Genomic DNA, 16,529 nt, shown 5'->3' on the forward strand with positions numbered 1-16,529 from the left:
ATAAGTTAATATTCTTGCTAATTTCAAATATTGTGTTATTATTAATCCCATAAGATAGTCATCTGTAGTGTTCGTATGTTTGCTTTATATTTGGGCCTAACACTCTTTGATCCGGGAGCCCAATGGGTTTTCTTGCAGCGCACACGCCTCATTAGGAGGACTTGCAAAACAAGAAACAGGGCACCCACCTGTTTTAAGCAGGCCGAATGATCAAGCATTTTATAACTACGGCACTTACGGACTCTATCGGTACGCAAGACTTCGGTCTTGCGTATTTTTTTGATATAAAATACAAAACTTGATATTTTTAATTACATTGAAATAAAATAAATATATTAAATTCAATAAGAGAAACAGATTTTTAAGCGTGAAAATTATATTTAATCACTCTTATTATTAAGGAGAATGACATGAAACATCAATTTTCAAGAAATGAATTGGCTTATGGCCAAGAAGGTTTAGAATTATTAAAACAAAAAACTGTGGTGATTTTAGGTGTTGGAGGGGTTGGCTCGTTTGCTGCCGAAGCGCTAGCACGTACTAATATTGGACATATTATTTTAATAGATAAAGATGATGTAGATATCACTAATGTGAATCGTCAATTACATGCATTAACAACAACTGTTGGACAAAGTAAAGTTACCTTGATGGAAGAACGTATTAAATTAATTAATCCAGAATGTAAGGTAACTTCATTACATATGTTTTATACAGAAGAAACATATGAAGCGTTGTTTAATAATTATGATATTGACTACTTTGTTGATGCAAGTGATACTATCATGTATAAAGTTCATTTAATGAAAGAATGTTTAGAAAGAGGCATATCTGTTATTTCAAGTATGGGAGCTGCTAATAAAACGGATCCAACACGATTTAAGATTGTTGATATTTCTGAGACGTATATGGATCCAATGGCTAAAATTATTCGTCGTAAATTGAAAAAGTTAGGGATAGTTAAAGGTGTACCTGTTGTATTTTCGGATGAAAGTCCTATAGTGATAAGAGAAGACGTTAAAGAAACTGTAGGTGATGCAAACGCATCTACGAGAAAAGGTCAAATTCCACCGTCATCTAATGCATTTGTACCAAGTGTAGTTGGTCTGATTAGCGCTAGCTATGTTGTTAATGATATTTTAAAAGATATACCTGTAACACGTATTAAAGATAAAATATAACATTAAATTTGGTACTGCAGTTACCTAATAGTTAAAAATAGAAAAAGAGGTTGAGATGTAATTTTCTCAACCTCTTTTTTCTATATTAAATTCGGAATTTTTATTTTTTATGTTGTGCTTGGGTGATATTTTCATAAACCGATTTGAATTGTTGTTCACTTTTAGAAGTCGTTTTCGGTTCATAATAAATTCTGTTTTTTAGTTTGTCAGGTAGATATTGTTGAGGGATAAATCCACTATCATAACTGTGGGGATACTGATAACCGATAGCGCGTCCTAGTTCTTTAGCTCCTGCATAATGCCCATCTTTTAAATGATCAGGAATTTGTCCTATATGACCTTTACGTATATCAGATAGGGCAGCATCGATTGCAGAGATACCTGAATTAGACTTGGGTGATAAACAGAGCTCAATAACAGCTTGGCTTAAAGGTATTCTAGCCTCTGGAAAGCCTAAACGCTCAGCTGATTCGATAGCAGCTAACGTGCGCTGTCCTGCACCAGGAGAAGCTAGCCCTATATCTTCGTAACTTATTACTAGTAGTCGTCTAACGATTGTTGGTAAGTCGCCAGCTTCAATTAAGCGTGCTAAATAATGAAGTGCGGCATTTACATCACTACCGCGAATTGATTTTTGAAATGCACTCATCACATCATAATGCATGTCGCCATCTTTATCACTCACGAAAGCCCCTTTTTGCAAACAATCTTTAGCATCTTGTAAGGTGATGTAACGATGGCTGTCCGTTGTATCCGAACTTAAAACTGCTAATTCTAATGCATTTAAAGCACTTCTCACGTCACCTTGACTTTGAGTTGTAAAGTAAGACATCGCATCTTCGTCTACAATGGGATTATAGCTAGCTAAACCACGTTCTTCATCATTTAAAGCTCTATTCAATGAAACCTTGATGTCATCTTCATCTAAAGGATAAAGTTCAAATATTTGAGCCCTAGATCGAATGGCAGGGTTTATTGCATGATATGGGTTTGATGTCGTAGCCCCAATAAGAACAATTTTTCCATTTTCTAAATGTGGTAATAGGAAATCTTGTTTAGCTTTATCTAAACGATGAATTTCATCTAATAATAAAATAACTTGCCCAGACATTTTAGCTTCTTCAACTATGAGTTGCATGTCTTTTTTGGTATTTGTAACTGCATTTAATTGACGGAACTTAAATTGAGTACTTCCTGATATAGCTTTAGCAATACTTGTCTTACCGATACCAGGTGGCCCATAAAAGATCATTGAGGATAATCTTTTTGTTTCTACCATTCTTCTAATAATGCCTTTTGGACCTACTAAATGCTCTTGAGATATAATCTCATCAATGTTACTTGGTCGCATTCTTGAAGCTAGTGGTTCGTTTGACACAATCTTTCACACCTTTCTAATTCTATATTAACGTAAAAAGTGATAGAATGTTATTATATAGTATTCGAATTAAGTGAGGTAATATAATGAAAATTTCAACTAAAGGAAGATATGGGTTAACGCTAATGATATCTCTTGCTAAAAAAGAAGGTCAAGGGTGTGTGTCTTTAAAATCTATTGCGGAAGAAAATAATTTGAGTGATCTGTATTTAGAGCAATTAGTCGGTCCATTGAGAAATGCCGGATTAATTCGAAGTGTTCGTGGGGCAAAAGGTGGTTATCAATTAAGAGTACCGTCTGAAGAGATAACAGCGGGTGATATTATTCGTTTATTAGAAGGTCCAATCACATTCGTTGAAAGTATAGATTCAGAACCACCTGCTCAAAAACAACTTTGGATTAGAATGAGAGATGCAGTAAGAGATGTGCTAGATAACACATCATTAAAATATTTAGCAGAGTATAAAGATACAAATAATCTAGACGGGTACATGTTCTATATCTAATATTATACAGAAATGTCATTTTATACTAATGATATAACATTTTTGAAAAATATTTATTAATCTATGTTTAAGATGTTTATTTTATTGAAATTAGTGGTATGTACAATATATACATCATTAAGGAGGTAATTTACATGGCAGACGAAAATAAAGTAGAACAAGCAAAAGGTAATGTGAAAGAGACATTAGGTAACGTTACTGATAATAAAGAATTAGAAAACGAAGGCAAAGAAGATAAAACTTCTGGTAAAGCTAAAGAATTTGTAGAAAATGCAAAAGATAAAGCTAATGATGTTATCGATAAATTTAAAAAATAAACTATAAACTATATTTTATAACTACTAAAGGAGAGATTTTAAATGGCTGAGAACTTTTTAGATAAAGCAAAAGAAACTGCAAAGACTGTATCAGATAAATTAAAAGATACAGACAACGAAAAAGCTAAACAAGCATCAGAACAAATCGATAAATTTACTGGTGGCAGTGATAACGATAAAAAAGATGATAAGAAAGACGATAAAAAATAATATTTGTTGTAAACAAAATTATTTTAATAAAGGGCTAGGGCATTATATGTCTTGGTCTTTTTTATTTGCAATCAAAAGCATAATAAAAATAATACCCACTAACATCGGATAAAGACTAGATTTAAGCTTTCCATTGTTTAGTAGGCATTATTTATTATAAATTGTAGTGATTGGTTAAGGACGTTAATTAAGTGTGTGACAATCTAGCCTCAATAACCTGAATTTTATATTCAAATATTCGTTTCTTTAATTACTACTTTGATAAATATTAAATATTGAAAGGGTCTAGGTTTATTTTATGAATTATAACGATTCGACAATAGTTTTGAGTTTTTTATAAGAATTTAACTGTTCGTCTTGATTATAGATATAACTAATCGCCATAAGCTCATCAATTTCACCATGTTCTTTGATAAAGTCTTGAATTTTAGCTTTAACTGTCTCTTCTGATCCTATTAGTGATTGTTGCATTCTTTGTTTTGCAATTTCATATTCTGTAGGTGTTAAAAGTCCTCTTAAATCATCAGTTGGTGGTTGCACAGGTTGCATTCTGCCTCTTGTAATGCTTACCATTACTTGTGCTTGTGTAGTTGCTAAGTATTCAGCTTGTTCATCTGTATCTGCTACGATAGCGTTGAGACAAACGATAACATAAGGTTTGCTTAGTATTTCAGAGGGCTCAAATAGTTCTTTATATATTTGAATCGCGTCTTTCATTTGTTGTGGTGCAAAATGACCGGCAAAGACATACGGTAGCCCTTTACGTGCGGCTAGGTGGGCTGAATCTGTAGAAGAACCTAGTATATAAAGTGGCACTTGCTTATTAACAGCTGGATAAGCACGAACATATCCTTGCTGATTAGCTGGGCCAAAGTACGTAGCAAGTTGTTCAACTTCTTCAGGGAATTCATAAACGCCGTTATGTTGGTCTCTGCGTAAAGCACTAGCAGTCATCATGTCTGTTCCCGGTGCACGTCCTAAACCAAGGTCTACACGATTTGGAAAAACAGTTTCCATTGTTCCGAATTGCTCTGCAACAACTAATGGTGCATGATTTGGTAACATAATACCACCAGAACCAACACGTATTTTTGAAGTGTGTTCTAATGTGTGTTGAATTAATAATGCTGTTGCCGAACTAACTAGATTAGGAGCGTTGTGATGCTCAGCTATCCAATAACGTTCGAAGTCAAGTGTTTCTAAATCTTGCGCGAGTTTAACCATATCTTTGATTGCAGCTTGATCATCTTGACCTTCGCGGATTGGTACTAAGTTAAGCGCAGATAATTTTAAATTGTTCATTTTATATCGTAATCCTCCTTGATCTTGTTAATACAAAGTAGTATAACAGGCGATTTAAAACTTGCGTAAGAAATTGCTCATTGTTATACTTATATGAAATTAAAACGTTAGGTGGCTTAATTAAGACAATGGATAAATCTCATAAGAAATATACAAACCAATTAAATTTAAATAAAAGTTATGGGATATGACTCTGTCTAAATTACATGGAAATACTTAAGCAACCATATATAAAGTAATATATATTATGTAAAGATATGTCATGTCCTAAAAAGTGAGGGAATTGATATGTCTTTTTATTATGAACAAAAACCATTTGAACAGTATGGACGAATACTGATTGACAAAGTGCTAATTGATATAGAAGAAGGAGAGCATGTTGCATTTTTAGGAGATAATGGTGTTGGAAAATCAACACTTTTATATGCACTTAAGAATGCTTATAAAGAAAGTGCATATCTAATGGAACAAGATATGACTGATTATTACGAAATGACAGCAATGGATTTTCTCCTATTTTTAAAACCACAATTAGCTCAATTAAAAAAAGAGATGCTAAATAATTATGAAAAAATAAGCGACTACGTAGCATTGGAAGGCTATGAATTTGAACAAGAAATCATTACGCAAGCGAAGTTATTTGATTTAACGGAAATCGACTTAGATAAAAAGATTAAGTCTCTTAGTGGAGGACAGCAAACACGTGTAGCGATATTAAGAGCTTTCTTATCGAAAAAATCGTTAATATTACTTGATGAACCTACTAATCATCTTGATATGACAATGCTAGATAATTTAATAATTAATATTAATAAATCTAAACAGACTATTGTTTTTGTGTCACATCATAGAGGATTCATTAATCAAACGGCGTCACACATTTATCAAATAACACGTAATGGAACGAGAAAATTCCAAGGGGATTATGACCATTATAAACATGTTGTAGATTTAGCCCATCAATCAGAAGTCAATGCTTATGAAAAACAACAAAAAGAAGTCAAAGCACTTGAAGCAACTATTAAACGTGTGAACGAATGGCATTCAGTCTCGCAAAGAACGACTAGTGTGCGAGACCCGATACAACAAAAAAGGTTAAGCAAATTAGCACAAAAAGCTAAAGTTAAGGAATCACAACTAAAACAAAAGATAAATGAAAAGCAAGTTGAAGCACCCGAAAATGATAATAGAGAATTTCATTTTAATGAACAAACACATTTGCGAAAACGTAGCTTGATTAGATTTGAAAATGTTAGTATAACTATAAATCAACAAGAAATTTATAGAAATGCTAACTTTGAAATGAAAAATAAAGAAAATATACTTTTAACAGGTCCCAATGGCAGTGGGAAATCATTATTTATCGCAATGATAAAACAAAGTATAAAACCGAATAAAGGTGATGTATATATTACACCATCTCTTAAAATTGCTTCTTTTGACCAGCAAAATAGCAATTTAAAATATAATAGCAGTCCATTAGACATGGTGATGGCATTAGAAAGTGTGACTCGTAGTGAAGCACAAACAATCTTAGCTACTTTTGATTTTAATAATGAAAAAATTAATCAGCATATCGCATTTTTATCCATGGGTGAGAAAAGTAGATTGCAGTTTGTATTATTATATTTCTCTAATCCACATCTTCTTATTTTAGATGAACCAACTAATTATTTTGATATCGCTACACAAGATTTAATATTAAAAATGATTGATAGTTTTCAAGGTCAAGTGCTTATCGTTACACATGATCAATATTTACAATCAAGAATCACCGCTACACACTGGCATATTAATGATAAAAAATTGAAAAATATGACTTTGAATAGTAAACAACCAGCAGACATAAAAAAGACTATGAAATTATTAGAGGATTTTAAAGATATTGATGAAAATGGTCATTTTGAAACAGACAACTAGAAAAATTAATTATATGGTGCTATCATTGGAACATTGATAAAAATTTAAGGAGTGTCAAGCATGGAAGTATACGCAGATTATGCTGCTACAACACCAGTTAAGCAAGAAGTAATTGATAAAATGATGGATATTTATTCTGTTCATTATGGTAATCCGTCTTCCATTCATAGTATAGGAAGAGATGCACGAAAGTATTTAGATGAAGCACGCCGTACGATCGCATCTTCTTTTAATGCAAAACCAAGTGAAGTAATCTTTACAAGTGGTGCGACAGAATCTAATAATACTGCTATTAAAGGAATGGCTTATGACCAAATGCACAGAGGAAAACATATTATCACTTCAAAAATTGAGCATCATTCTGTACTCCATGTGTTTGAGCAACTAGAGAAAGAAGGTTTTGAAGTCACATATTTAGATGTTGATAAACAAGGCATAATAAACCTTCAACAATTAGAAAATGCCATTACAGAACAGACGATTTTAGTTTCTATTATGTTTGTTAATAATGAAGTAGGTACTGTAGAACCAATGTACGATATTGAAGAAATTGTTGGAAAATCCAATGCATTGTTCCATGTTGACGCAGTGCAAGCGATTGGTCATTTAGAAATAGATTTTCATGAATTTGCTATTGACGCTATGAGTATTACAGCACATAAATTTGGTGGTCCTAAAGGCGTTGGAATCTTACTGTTAAAAGAAGGTACTTCATTAAAATATCAACAGTTAGGTGGAGAACAAGAGGCTAAACGTAGAGCCGGAACTGAAAATTTACCACAAATTGTTGGATTAGCTGAAGCTGTTACACTTGCAAATCAATATAGAGATGAAAATAATGTGCATTTAATGAACCTTAAAAATTTATTCCTAGTCTCATTACAAGAACGCTCTATACCATTTGAATTAAATGGTTCTATGACAGATTCAACTGGTCACATTGTGAATTTATATCTGCCATTTATAGATGTAGAAACAATGCTAACTTTATTAGATCTCTCCAATATATATGTTTCATCAGGTTCAGCTTGTACTGCAGGGACTACAACACCATCACATGTACTGAAAGCAATGTATGACGAAGAAGATGAGCGAGCAAAACATTCGGTAAGGTTTAGTTTTAACGAACAAACAACTGAGCAAGAAATAAAATATATAGCTACAGAAATTCATAAAATTTATCACAAATTTAAGGAGGAAGTGTAAGTGTCAAATAAAGATACACGAGTTGTTGTCGGAATGTCTGGTGGCGTAGATAGTTCCGTTACAGCACACATATTAAAAGAACAAGGTTATGATGTCATAGGTATATTTATGAAGAATTGGGATGATACAGATGAAAATGGCGTATGTACAGCTACTGAAGATTATAATGATGTCATCGCAGTATGTAATCAATTAGATATCCCATACTATGCAGTGAATTTTGAGAAAGAATACTGGGATAAAGTATTTACTTATTTCCTAGATGAATATAAAAAAGGCCGTACGCCAAACCCTGATGTAATGTGCAATAAAGAGATTAAATTCAAAGCATTTTTAGAACATGCGTTGAAACTTGGTGCTGACTATGTTGCTACAGGTCATTATGCACGTGTGCGTCGTCATGAGGATGGGCACGTTGAAATGTTAAGAGGCGTGGATAACAATAAAGATCAAACTTATTTCTTAAATCAATTATCACAAGATCAATTATCTCGTGTAATGTTTCCAATAGGTGATATCGATAAAAAAGAAGTACGTCGTATTGCTGAAGAACAAAACTTAGCAACTGCTAAAAAGAAAGACTCTACAGGTATTTGTTTTATTGGAGAACGTAATTTCAAAGAATTTCTTTCACAATATTTACCAGCACAATCTGGAGAAATGCGTACACTACAAGGTGAAAAAATTGGCACGCATGCTGGGCTGATGTATTATACAATCGGACAACGTCATGGCTTAGGTATTGGTGGAGACGGTGATCCATGGTTTGTAGTTGGCAAAAACTTAAATGATAACGTATTATATGTTGAACAAGGTTTCCACCATGAAGCATTATATAGTGATTACTTGATTGCATCAGATATCTCATTTGTAAATGATGTTGACTTGGAAAACGGATTTGCATGTACTGCAAAATTTAGATACCGTCAAAAAGATACTAAAGTATTTGTACAAAAAGAGAGTGATAATGCAATACGTGTAGTATTCGATGAACCTGTTCGTGCGATTACGCCAGGGCAATCAGTTGTACTATATGATGGCGATGTCTGTTTAGGTGGCGCAACAATTGATGATGTTTTTAAAGAGTCAGGACAATTAAGTTACGTTTTATAAACTAAAAGATGAAGTATTATTTAGAAATCGTTAGTAGACTATATAATATAGTATCTAGCGATTTCTTTTTTTGAAATTCATATTTCAAAAAAATGAGTAAATGTTATAATTAATAGTCAGAAAAGAGGGTTAATGTTGAATCAAGAGCAAATATATCAATTAATTAAACAAGGTAATTTTGAAGAAGCACTTAAAGCATTATTTGAAAATATAGAAACTAGTCCAAAAGAAGTAGAAAATTACATAAATGCTGGAATATTATTGGCTGAAGCGGGAGAAGTAGAAAAAGCTGAAAAATTCTTTCAAAGAGCAATCACTTTAGATCCGGAAAATGGTGCAATTTATTATAATTTAGGTAATGTATATTACAATGAAGGTCGTTTTAATGAAGCGATAAAATTATACCAACAAGCGTTAAAATTTAACGTTGATAAAGTTGATACAAATTACATGATTGGTATGTCTTTTAATCAACTAGAAGCATTTAACGAAGCTTTACCGTTCTTAATGACAGCAGCGGAACTAGATGATCGTGATGATGCTGAGGTACAATTTCAATATGGACTTGTATTATGTCATTTAGAAATGTTTGAACAAGCTATTGACCAGTTAAAGCGTGTGTTAGCAATTGATAGCAAACACGCAGATGCACTATATAATTTAGGCTTAGCGACTTATATGCAAACGGAGGATACTGACGAAGCTATTCGTCATTTTGAAGCGGCTGTAGACGCCAATCCAGATCATGTCATGAGCCATCATGCTATTAAAACATTTAAAGCTATCGCAGAGGAGGAATAACTTATGGAAAACCCTACACTATTTAACAATTCAATGATTAAAGGGACCGTTGATGCGATTTTGTTTCAAAACAAAGAGAATTTTTATACGGTTTTAAAAGTTGATACGATTGAATCCAATGAGACATTTGATTCAATGCCTACAATTGTAGGGTTTTTTCCAGATATTGCAGAAGGTGACGTCTATACATTTAAAGGCCAAGTAGTTACGCATGCAAAATATGGCAAACAATTAAAGGCTGAAACATTTGAAAAAGAGTTACCACAAACGAAAGAAGCAATTATAAGTTATTTATCTAGTGATCTTTTTAAAGGAATAGGAAAAAAAACAGCTCAAAGTATTGTAAATAAATTAGGTGAAAATGCAATTAGCGACATATTAAATGATCCAACTATATTAGAAAAAGTGCCTAGTTTACCTAAAAAGAAACAAAAACAAATTGCTGAACAAATCGCAAGTAATCAAGAAACGGAACAAATTATCATTCGCCTCCATGATCTAGGTTTTGGGCCAAAGTTAGCAATGGCTATATACCAAGCATATTTAGGCGAAACACTTAACATAGTTGAAAAAAAACCTTATCAACTTGTATATGATGTCAAAGGCATCGGTTTTAATAAGGCAGACACATTAGCGCGTAATGTCGGCATTCAATTTAACGATGCAGAACGTCTTAAAGCAGGGTTACTTTATGTGTTAGAAGAAGAGTGTATAAAACAAGGTCATACGTATTTACCTACTAATAATGTACTAGAGATGACCCAAGATATGCTATCACAACCACCAGGTGAATTAATAGAAACTCAGCAGCTTGAGCAAGTTTTACAAGATTTAGTCAATGACACTAAATTAATTCAACAAGAAAATGAAGTTGCGATCCCAAGTTTATACTATTCAGAATTGAAAAGCGTTCAAAATTTATACCGTAATTTTTCTTATACAAATAAACTAAAAGAAATTGAGCAATCTGATTTGCTGCTTGAAATAGGAGAAATTGAGGAACGCAATAAAGTGACATATGCAGATTCTCAAAGAGAAGCCTTGCAAACAGCGATTAACTCTAAAATAATGTTACTGACTGGTGGCCCAGGTACAGGAAAAACAACTGTCATTAAAGGAATTGTTGAACTTTATGCAGAGTTGCATGGTCTATCATTAGATTATGACGATTATCAAAATGATGATTATCCAGTAGTTCTAGGTGCGCCAACTGGACGTGCATCGAAGCGTTTGTCAGAGTCAACTGGTTTAGAGGCTATGACGATACATCGCTTAATAGGTTGGAATCAAGATACACAACCAGAAGATATTTTAGATAATGAAATTTCTGCAAAACTTATTATTATTGATGAAATGTCTATGGTTGATACATGGTTATTCCATCAATTTTTGAGTGCTGTACCTATTGATGCGCAAGTTATACTAGTCGGTGATGAAGATCAGCTGCCATCTGTTGGACCAGGCCAAGTATTTAAAGATCTAATTGATTCGAAAGTAATTCCTCGTGTAAATTTAACTGAAGTTTACCGACAACAAGATGGTTCAAGTATTATTGAATTAGCGCATAGGATGAAACTAGGAGAAACTATTGATATTACACAGAGATTTCATGACCGTAATTTTATAAACTGTACAACAGAACAGATACCTTCAGTTGTTGAAAAAGTGGTGTCAAGTGCAGTGAATAAAGGTTATGATATGAGTGATATTCAAGTATTAGCTCCGATGTATAAAGGATCTGCAGGTATTAAGAAACTAAATACAGTATTGCAAGATATCTTGAATCCCAAAGAACAAGATACTAGAGAAATTGAGTTTGGTGATATTGTCTTTAGAAAAGGTGATAAGGTATTACAACTAGTTAACCGACCAAGCGATAATATATTTAATGGTGATATCGGGGTCATTGTAGGCATCTTCTGGGCTAAAGAAAATGCATTAAACAAAGATGTATTGGTAGTTGATTTTGAAGGTAATGAGATTACATTTGTTCGTCAAGACTTAATGGAGTTGACGCATGCCTATTGTACTTCAATTCATAAGTCACAAGGATCAGAATTTCCAATTGTGATTATGCCAATGGTTAAACAGTACTTTAGAATGCTTCAAAAACCTATATTATATACAGGTTTAACACGTGCCAAACAGTCACTTGTGTTCTTAGGAGATCCGCAAGCATTTGATATTGGTCTAAAGACTCACGGCCAAGTGAGAATGACGCAATTGTGTGCTTTTCTTAAAGCGTATTTTAATAATGAGGAAGAAACTGAAACTGCTGATGTCAGTAAATCCTTTGATTCAGATATTATATTGTCTGAAGAAAATATATTTAAAATAAATCCAATGATTAATATGGGTGAATTTTCCCCGTATGACTTCGTTGAAGATTGACATTGTCGTTGAAAATAAATACAATATAAATAACTTCGCATAAAGATAAGTAAACTATGTTTTATCTTCAGAGATGTACTGGCTGGTGAAAAGTACAGTAAACATAGTTGAAAGCTACTTTGTGTCAGTAAGCATAATAACTAATTGAGTGATAAGTGTATGTTAGTAAATTTGTTAAGACGATTGAATTGCATAATTTTAACAATGAAGTCTATAAAGATTTGCTAACACTTATAACTAGGGTGGTACCGCGAAACGTTCGTCCCTTTTATGAGGATGGGCGTTTTTTATTTTCATTTTTAATGAATTACTGTTATAACTTGAGTTGAGATGGAGGAAATTTAAGGTATGAAAAACTTAAAAGCGAGTGAAATTAGACAAAATTTTATCGATTATTTTGTAGAACAAGGTCATATGGTTGAACCGTCAGCACCATTAGTTCCAATTGATGATGATTCTTTACTATGGATTAATTCTGGCGTAGCAACATTGAAGAAATATTTTGATGGTAGAGAAACGCCTAGAAAACCACGTATTGTGAATTCACAAAAAGCAATTAGAACAAATGATATTGAAAATGTAGGGTTTACTGCACGTCATCATACATTTTTTGAAATGTTAGGTAATTTCTCAATTGGTGATTATTTTAAAAAAGAGGCTATTGAATTTGCATGGGAATTTTTGACTAGTGAGAAATGGATGGCAATGGACCCTAAAAAGTTATATGTGACTGTTCATCCAGAAGATATTGAAGCGTATCGTATATGGAACGAAGATATTGGCTTAGAAGAAAGCAGAATTATTAGAATTGAAGGGAATTTCTGGGACATTGGGGAAGGTCCTTCAGGTCCTAATACAGAAATTTTCTATGATCGTGGAGACAGTTATGGCAAAGATGATCCAGCTGAAGAAATGTATCCAGGTGGGGAGAACGAGCGTTTTCTTGAAGTATGGAATTTAGTGTTTAGTGAATTCAACCATAACAAAGACCACACATATACACCATTACCAAATAAAAACATTGATACGGGTATGGGATTAGAAAGAATGGCCTCTATAGCTCAAAATGTACGCACTAATTATGAGACAGATTTATTTATGCCAATTATTCGCGAAGTAGAAATGCTATCTGGGAAAAAATATTTAGAAAAAGATGCATACGATGTTGCATTTAAAGTTATATCAGATCATATTCGTACGATTGCATTTGCAATTGCTGACGGCGCATTACCAGCTAACGAGGGTCGTGGTTATGTATTACGTCGTCTATTACGTCGTGCTGTGAGATTTAGCCAATCTTTAGATATCAATGAACCATTTATGTATCAATTAGTTGATATTGTTGCTGATATCATGGAACCTTATTATCCAAATGTAAAAGAAAAGTCAGATTTTATTAAACGCGTAATCAAATCTGAAGAAGAACGTTTCCACGAAACATTAGAAGAAGGGCTTGCTATTTTAAATAATCTTGTGGCTCAAGCAAAAGAACAATCTAATGAAATTAGTGGTAAAGATGCTTTTAAATTATATGATACTTACGGGTTCCCAGTAGAACTAACCGAAGAGATTGCAACACAAGAAAATTTATCAGTTGATATGGCTACATTTGAAACTGAAATGCAACAACAAAGAGATAGAGCTAGACAAGCAAGACAAAATTCACAATCAATGCAAGTACAAAGTGAAGTATTGAAGAAAATCACTACTGAAAGTAAATTCGTTGGTTATGATGTTATGGACAGAGCTACAACAATTACGGACATCATTCATAACGGCGAGTTAATTGATGTTGCAGAAGCTGGCGAAACTGTTTATTTCATTCTTAAAGAAACACCATTTTATGCTGTAAGTGGTGGACAAGTTGCCGATCAAGGTAAAGTAAGTAATGAAAACTTTGAAATACTAGTAACTGAAGTTACGAAAGCACCTAATGGCCAAAACTTGCATAAAGGTGAGATTCAATTTGGCACAGTAAAAACAAACGCAGAAGTATCTGCAAGTGTTAATCATAAAGAACGAAGTGCAATTAAGAAAAATCACAGTGCAACACATTTATTGCATGCAGCATTAAAAGAAGTATTAGGCGAACATGTTAACCAAGCTGGCTCATTGGTTGAAGCAGAGCGTTTAAGATTTGATTTTTCACATTTTGGTCCAATGACTCAAGACGAAATTGACCAAGTAGAACGTAGAGTTAATGAAGAAATATGGAATAGTATTGAAGTTAATATCCAAGAAATGCCTATCGAAGAAGCTAAGAAAATTGGCGCAATGGCACTATTTGGTGAGAAATACGGCGATGTGGTTAGAGTAGTAAATATGGCACCATTCTCAATTGAATTGTGTGGCGGTATTCATGTGAATAATACTTCTGAAATCGGTCTATTTAAGATTGTAAGTGAATCTGGTACGGGCGCTGGAGTTAGAAGAATAGAAGCTTTAACTGGTAAATCAGCTTTCCTATATTTAGAAACAATACAAACGCAATTTAATGCTGTTAAAACTCAAGTAAAAGTTAAAACAGATGACCAAGTATTAGATAAAGTAAAACAAATGCAAACAGAAGAAAAAGAATTAGTGAAACAACTAGAACAAAAAAATAAAGAAGTTACTTCACTGAAGATGGGAGATCTTACAAATCAAGTTGAAGAAATTAACGGTTTGAAATTCCTTGCTACAGAGGTAGAGGTACCTAACGCCAAAGCTATACGTGAAACTATGGATGATTTTAAATCAAAATTACAAGATACAGTGATTGTACTCATTAGTAATGTAGATGGTAAAGTATCTTTAGTAGCAACTGTACCAAAAGCATTTACTGACAAAGTAAAAGCTGGTGATATCATCAAAAATATGGCTCCAATTGTTGGTGGTAAAGGTGGCGGTCGCCCAGACATGGCTCAAGGTGGCGGTACTCAACCAGAAAACATAACAGAAGCATTACGATTTATTAAAGATTACATTAAATCGCTATAACTTAAAGCCATTCTCATGTAGAATGAGAATAAGAACTTTTTTATCTCGATACAAAAGGAGTGTTGTACATGGAAAATTTTGATAAAACAATGAAGTTTAATTATGATGAAATTCCAAAAGAAGATGTCAAAACAGTGTTACAAAATGTCTATAATACGTTAAAAGAAAAAGGATATAATCCAGTGAACCAAATCGTAGGTTATTTACTATCAGGTGATCCTGCTTATATTCCGCGTAATAATGAAGCTAGAAATCAAATACGTCGCATTGATCGTGATGATATTATGGAAGAATTAGTTTCTAGTTACTTACAAGAGAAATCTAACTAATATATGCTAAAACATAAAATTATTGGATTAGATGTAGGTAGTAAAACTGTTGGCATTGCAATAAGTGATCTTATGGGTTGGACAGCCCAAGGATATGATACACTCCGTATAGACGAAGAAAAAAATGAATTAGGTATAGATCAACTTGTAGATATTATACAAAAAGAGAAAGTTGGTACCGTAATTGTCGGATTACCAAAAAATATGAACAATTCTATTGGATTTCGAGGCGATGCTTCGTTACAATACAAGGAGCAACTTCAAGAAGCACTGCCATCATTAGAGATAATCATGTGGGATGAACGCTTAAGCACGATGGCTGCAGAACGTTCACTGCTTGAAGCAGATGTTTCTAGACAGAAACGAAAAAAAGTAATTGATAAAATGGCAGCAGTGTTTATTTTGCAAGGCTATTTAGACTCATTACAATAAAAAGGAGCGTTTAATTATGACTGAACACAATCACGATTCTCAATTAGAAATTAACAACGAAGAGGAATTGCTTACACTTTATGATGAAGAAGGAAATGAAGTCTTATATCGTAAAGTTTTAGAATTCTTCCACCCAGAATTTAAAAAAGAATATGTGATTCTTGCTGAAGAAGGCGCAGAATCTGATGATGATGATTTAATAGAATTAGTACCAATGATTAATGAACCAGACGAAAATGGTGAAGGTGGTAAATTCTTACCTGTAGAAACAGATGAAGAGTGGGACATGATTGAAGAAGTAGTTAATACTGAAATGGACGATCAAGACCATGACCACGACCACGAATAATAGATAGTATTTAGTTAAAATGCGAAAAGCATCAGAGTTTGGGACTTAAACACCTATTCTCAAAATAAGAGGGCTAACCCATTAGGGATTAGCCCTCTTTTATATTTAAAATCTT

General features: G+C 33.2%; 15 protein-coding genes and 1 other RNA gene. 14 read left to right on the forward strand and 2 right to left on the reverse strand.

Annotated elements, in window-relative coordinates:
- Positions 1-56 precede the first annotated feature (56 nt).
- Positions 57-247: non-coding RNA, 6S RNA (gene ssrS / locus BTM19_RS01120), on the forward strand.
- A gap of 163 nt (positions 248-410) precedes the next feature.
- Complete coding sequence (locus BTM19_RS01125) at positions 411-1,181, forward strand: tRNA threonylcarbamoyladenosine dehydratase (protein ID WP_029377121.1); 771 nt, start codon at positions 411-413, stop codon at positions 1,179-1,181.
- 100 nt (positions 1,182-1,281) lie between these two features.
- Here the strand turns inward: BTM19_RS01125 and BTM19_RS01130 are convergent, their stop codons facing one another.
- Positions 1,282-2,559, reverse strand: coding sequence for a replication-associated recombination protein A (locus BTM19_RS01130; protein WP_029377122.1), 1,278 nt, complete (start codon positions 2,557-2,559; stop codon positions 1,282-1,284).
- 86 nt (positions 2,560-2,645) lie between these two features.
- Here BTM19_RS01130 and cymR point away from each other — a divergent pair, with 86 nt between their 5' ends.
- The 3 genes from cymR to BTM19_RS13020 all read left to right on the forward strand — a co-directional run bounded on the left by cymR (position 2,646) and on the right by BTM19_RS13020 (position 3,592).
- Positions 2,646-3,065, forward strand: a complete 420-nt coding sequence (gene cymR / locus BTM19_RS01135) for a cysteine metabolism transcriptional regulator CymR (protein WP_017724657.1) — start codon at positions 2,646-2,648, stop codon at positions 3,063-3,065.
- Between the two features lie 134 nt (positions 3,066-3,199).
- Positions 3,200-3,382 carry a CsbD family protein gene (locus tag BTM19_RS01140; protein WP_029377123.1) on the forward strand — a complete coding sequence of 61 codons (183 nt, stop codon included), beginning with the start codon at positions 3,200-3,202 and terminating at the stop codon, positions 3,380-3,382.
- A 42-nt stretch (positions 3,383-3,424) separates the two neighbouring features.
- Positions 3,425-3,592, forward strand: a complete 168-nt coding sequence (locus tag BTM19_RS13020; protein WP_167330406.1) for a hypothetical protein — start codon at positions 3,425-3,427, stop codon at positions 3,590-3,592.
- A 303-nt stretch (positions 3,593-3,895) separates the two neighbouring features.
- On the opposite strand, the gene BTM19_RS01145 is transcribed toward BTM19_RS13020, so the two are convergent.
- On the reverse strand, positions 3,896-4,894 hold the full coding sequence (locus BTM19_RS01145; RefSeq protein WP_029377124.1) for an LLM class flavin-dependent oxidoreductase: 999 nt from the start codon (positions 4,892-4,894) through the stop codon (positions 3,896-3,898).
- A 288-nt stretch (positions 4,895-5,182) separates the two neighbouring features.
- Between BTM19_RS01145 and sal the strand changes: the two genes are divergently transcribed.
- From sal to BTM19_RS01190, 9 genes are all read left to right on the forward strand, one after another.
- A complete protein-coding gene (gene sal, locus BTM19_RS01150) occupies positions 5,183-6,814 on the forward strand; it encodes a Sal family ABC-F type ribosomal protection protein (protein WP_029377125.1) in 1,632 nt (543 codons plus the stop codon).
- A 60-nt stretch (positions 6,815-6,874) separates the two neighbouring features.
- Positions 6,875-8,020, forward strand: a complete 1,146-nt coding sequence (locus tag BTM19_RS01155; RefSeq protein WP_029377126.1) for a cysteine desulfurase family protein — start codon at positions 6,875-6,877, stop codon at positions 8,018-8,020.
- Positions 8,021-9,133, forward strand: coding sequence for a tRNA 2-thiouridine(34) synthase MnmA (mnmA, locus tag BTM19_RS01160; protein WP_029377127.1), 1,113 nt, complete (start codon positions 8,021-8,023; stop codon positions 9,131-9,133).
- Positions 9,134-9,265: 132 nt separating this feature from the next.
- The gene (locus tag BTM19_RS01165) at positions 9,266-9,934 is read left to right on the forward strand and encodes a tetratricopeptide repeat protein (RefSeq protein ID WP_029377128.1); all 669 of its coding nucleotides are present in this window, start codon (positions 9,266-9,268) and stop codon (positions 9,932-9,934) included.
- A 3-nt stretch (positions 9,935-9,937) separates the two neighbouring features.
- On the forward strand, positions 9,938-12,325 hold the full coding sequence (gene recD2 / locus BTM19_RS01170) for an SF1B family DNA helicase RecD2 (protein WP_029377129.1): 2,388 nt from the start codon (positions 9,938-9,940) through the stop codon (positions 12,323-12,325).
- 348 nt (positions 12,326-12,673) lie between these two features.
- A complete protein-coding gene (alaS, locus tag BTM19_RS01175) occupies positions 12,674-15,304 on the forward strand; it encodes an alanine--tRNA ligase (protein ID WP_029377130.1) in 2,631 nt (876 codons plus the stop codon).
- 68 nt (positions 15,305-15,372) lie between these two features.
- Complete coding sequence (locus tag BTM19_RS01180) at positions 15,373-15,633, forward strand: IreB family regulatory phosphoprotein (RefSeq protein ID WP_029377131.1); 261 nt, start codon at positions 15,373-15,375, stop codon at positions 15,631-15,633.
- Positions 15,634-15,636: 3 nt separating this feature from the next.
- Complete coding sequence (gene ruvX, locus BTM19_RS01185) at positions 15,637-16,065, forward strand: Holliday junction resolvase RuvX (RefSeq protein WP_029377132.1); 429 nt, start codon at positions 15,637-15,639, stop codon at positions 16,063-16,065.
- A 16-nt stretch (positions 16,066-16,081) separates the two neighbouring features.
- Complete coding sequence (locus tag BTM19_RS01190; RefSeq protein WP_029377133.1) at positions 16,082-16,414, forward strand: DUF1292 domain-containing protein; 333 nt, start codon at positions 16,082-16,084, stop codon at positions 16,412-16,414.
- Positions 16,415-16,529: the final 115 nt, after the last annotated feature.

This window comes from Staphylococcus xylosus, from assembly GCF_002732165.1.
Taxonomy (GTDB): Bacteria; Bacillota; Bacilli; order Staphylococcales; family Staphylococcaceae; genus Staphylococcus; species Staphylococcus xylosus.

Coding starts and splice junctions, on each gene's coding strand:
- sal (WP_029377125.1), top strand. CDS start 5,183: ATGTCTTTTTATTATGAACAAAAACCATTTGAACAGTATGGACGAATA.
- ruvX (WP_029377132.1), top strand. CDS start 15,637: ATGCTAAAACATAAAATTATTGGATTAGATGTAGGTAGTAAAACTGTT.
- BTM19_RS01145 (WP_029377124.1), bottom strand. CDS start 4,894: ATGAACAATTTAAAATTATCTGCGCTTAACTTAGTACCAATCCGCGAA.
- BTM19_RS01125 (WP_029377121.1), top strand. CDS start 411: ATGAAACATCAATTTTCAAGAAATGAATTGGCTTATGGCCAAGAAGGT.
- alaS (WP_029377130.1), top strand. CDS start 12,674: ATGAAAAACTTAAAAGCGAGTGAAATTAGACAAAATTTTATCGATTAT.
- BTM19_RS01190 (WP_029377133.1), top strand. CDS start 16,082: ATGACTGAACACAATCACGATTCTCAATTAGAAATTAACAACGAAGAG.
- BTM19_RS01155 (WP_029377126.1), top strand. CDS start 6,875: ATGGAAGTATACGCAGATTATGCTGCTACAACACCAGTTAAGCAAGAA.
- cymR (WP_017724657.1), top strand. CDS start 2,646: ATGAAAATTTCAACTAAAGGAAGATATGGGTTAACGCTAATGATATCT.
- BTM19_RS01165 (WP_029377128.1), top strand. CDS start 9,266: ATGTTGAATCAAGAGCAAATATATCAATTAATTAAACAAGGTAATTTT.
- recD2 (WP_029377129.1), top strand. CDS start 9,938: ATGGAAAACCCTACACTATTTAACAATTCAATGATTAAAGGGACCGTT.
- BTM19_RS01180 (WP_029377131.1), top strand. CDS start 15,373: ATGGAAAATTTTGATAAAACAATGAAGTTTAATTATGATGAAATTCCA.
- BTM19_RS01140 (WP_029377123.1), top strand. CDS start 3,200: ATGGCAGACGAAAATAAAGTAGAACAAGCAAAAGGTAATGTGAAAGAG.
- BTM19_RS13020 (WP_167330406.1), top strand. CDS start 3,425: ATGGCTGAGAACTTTTTAGATAAAGCAAAAGAAACTGCAAAGACTGTA.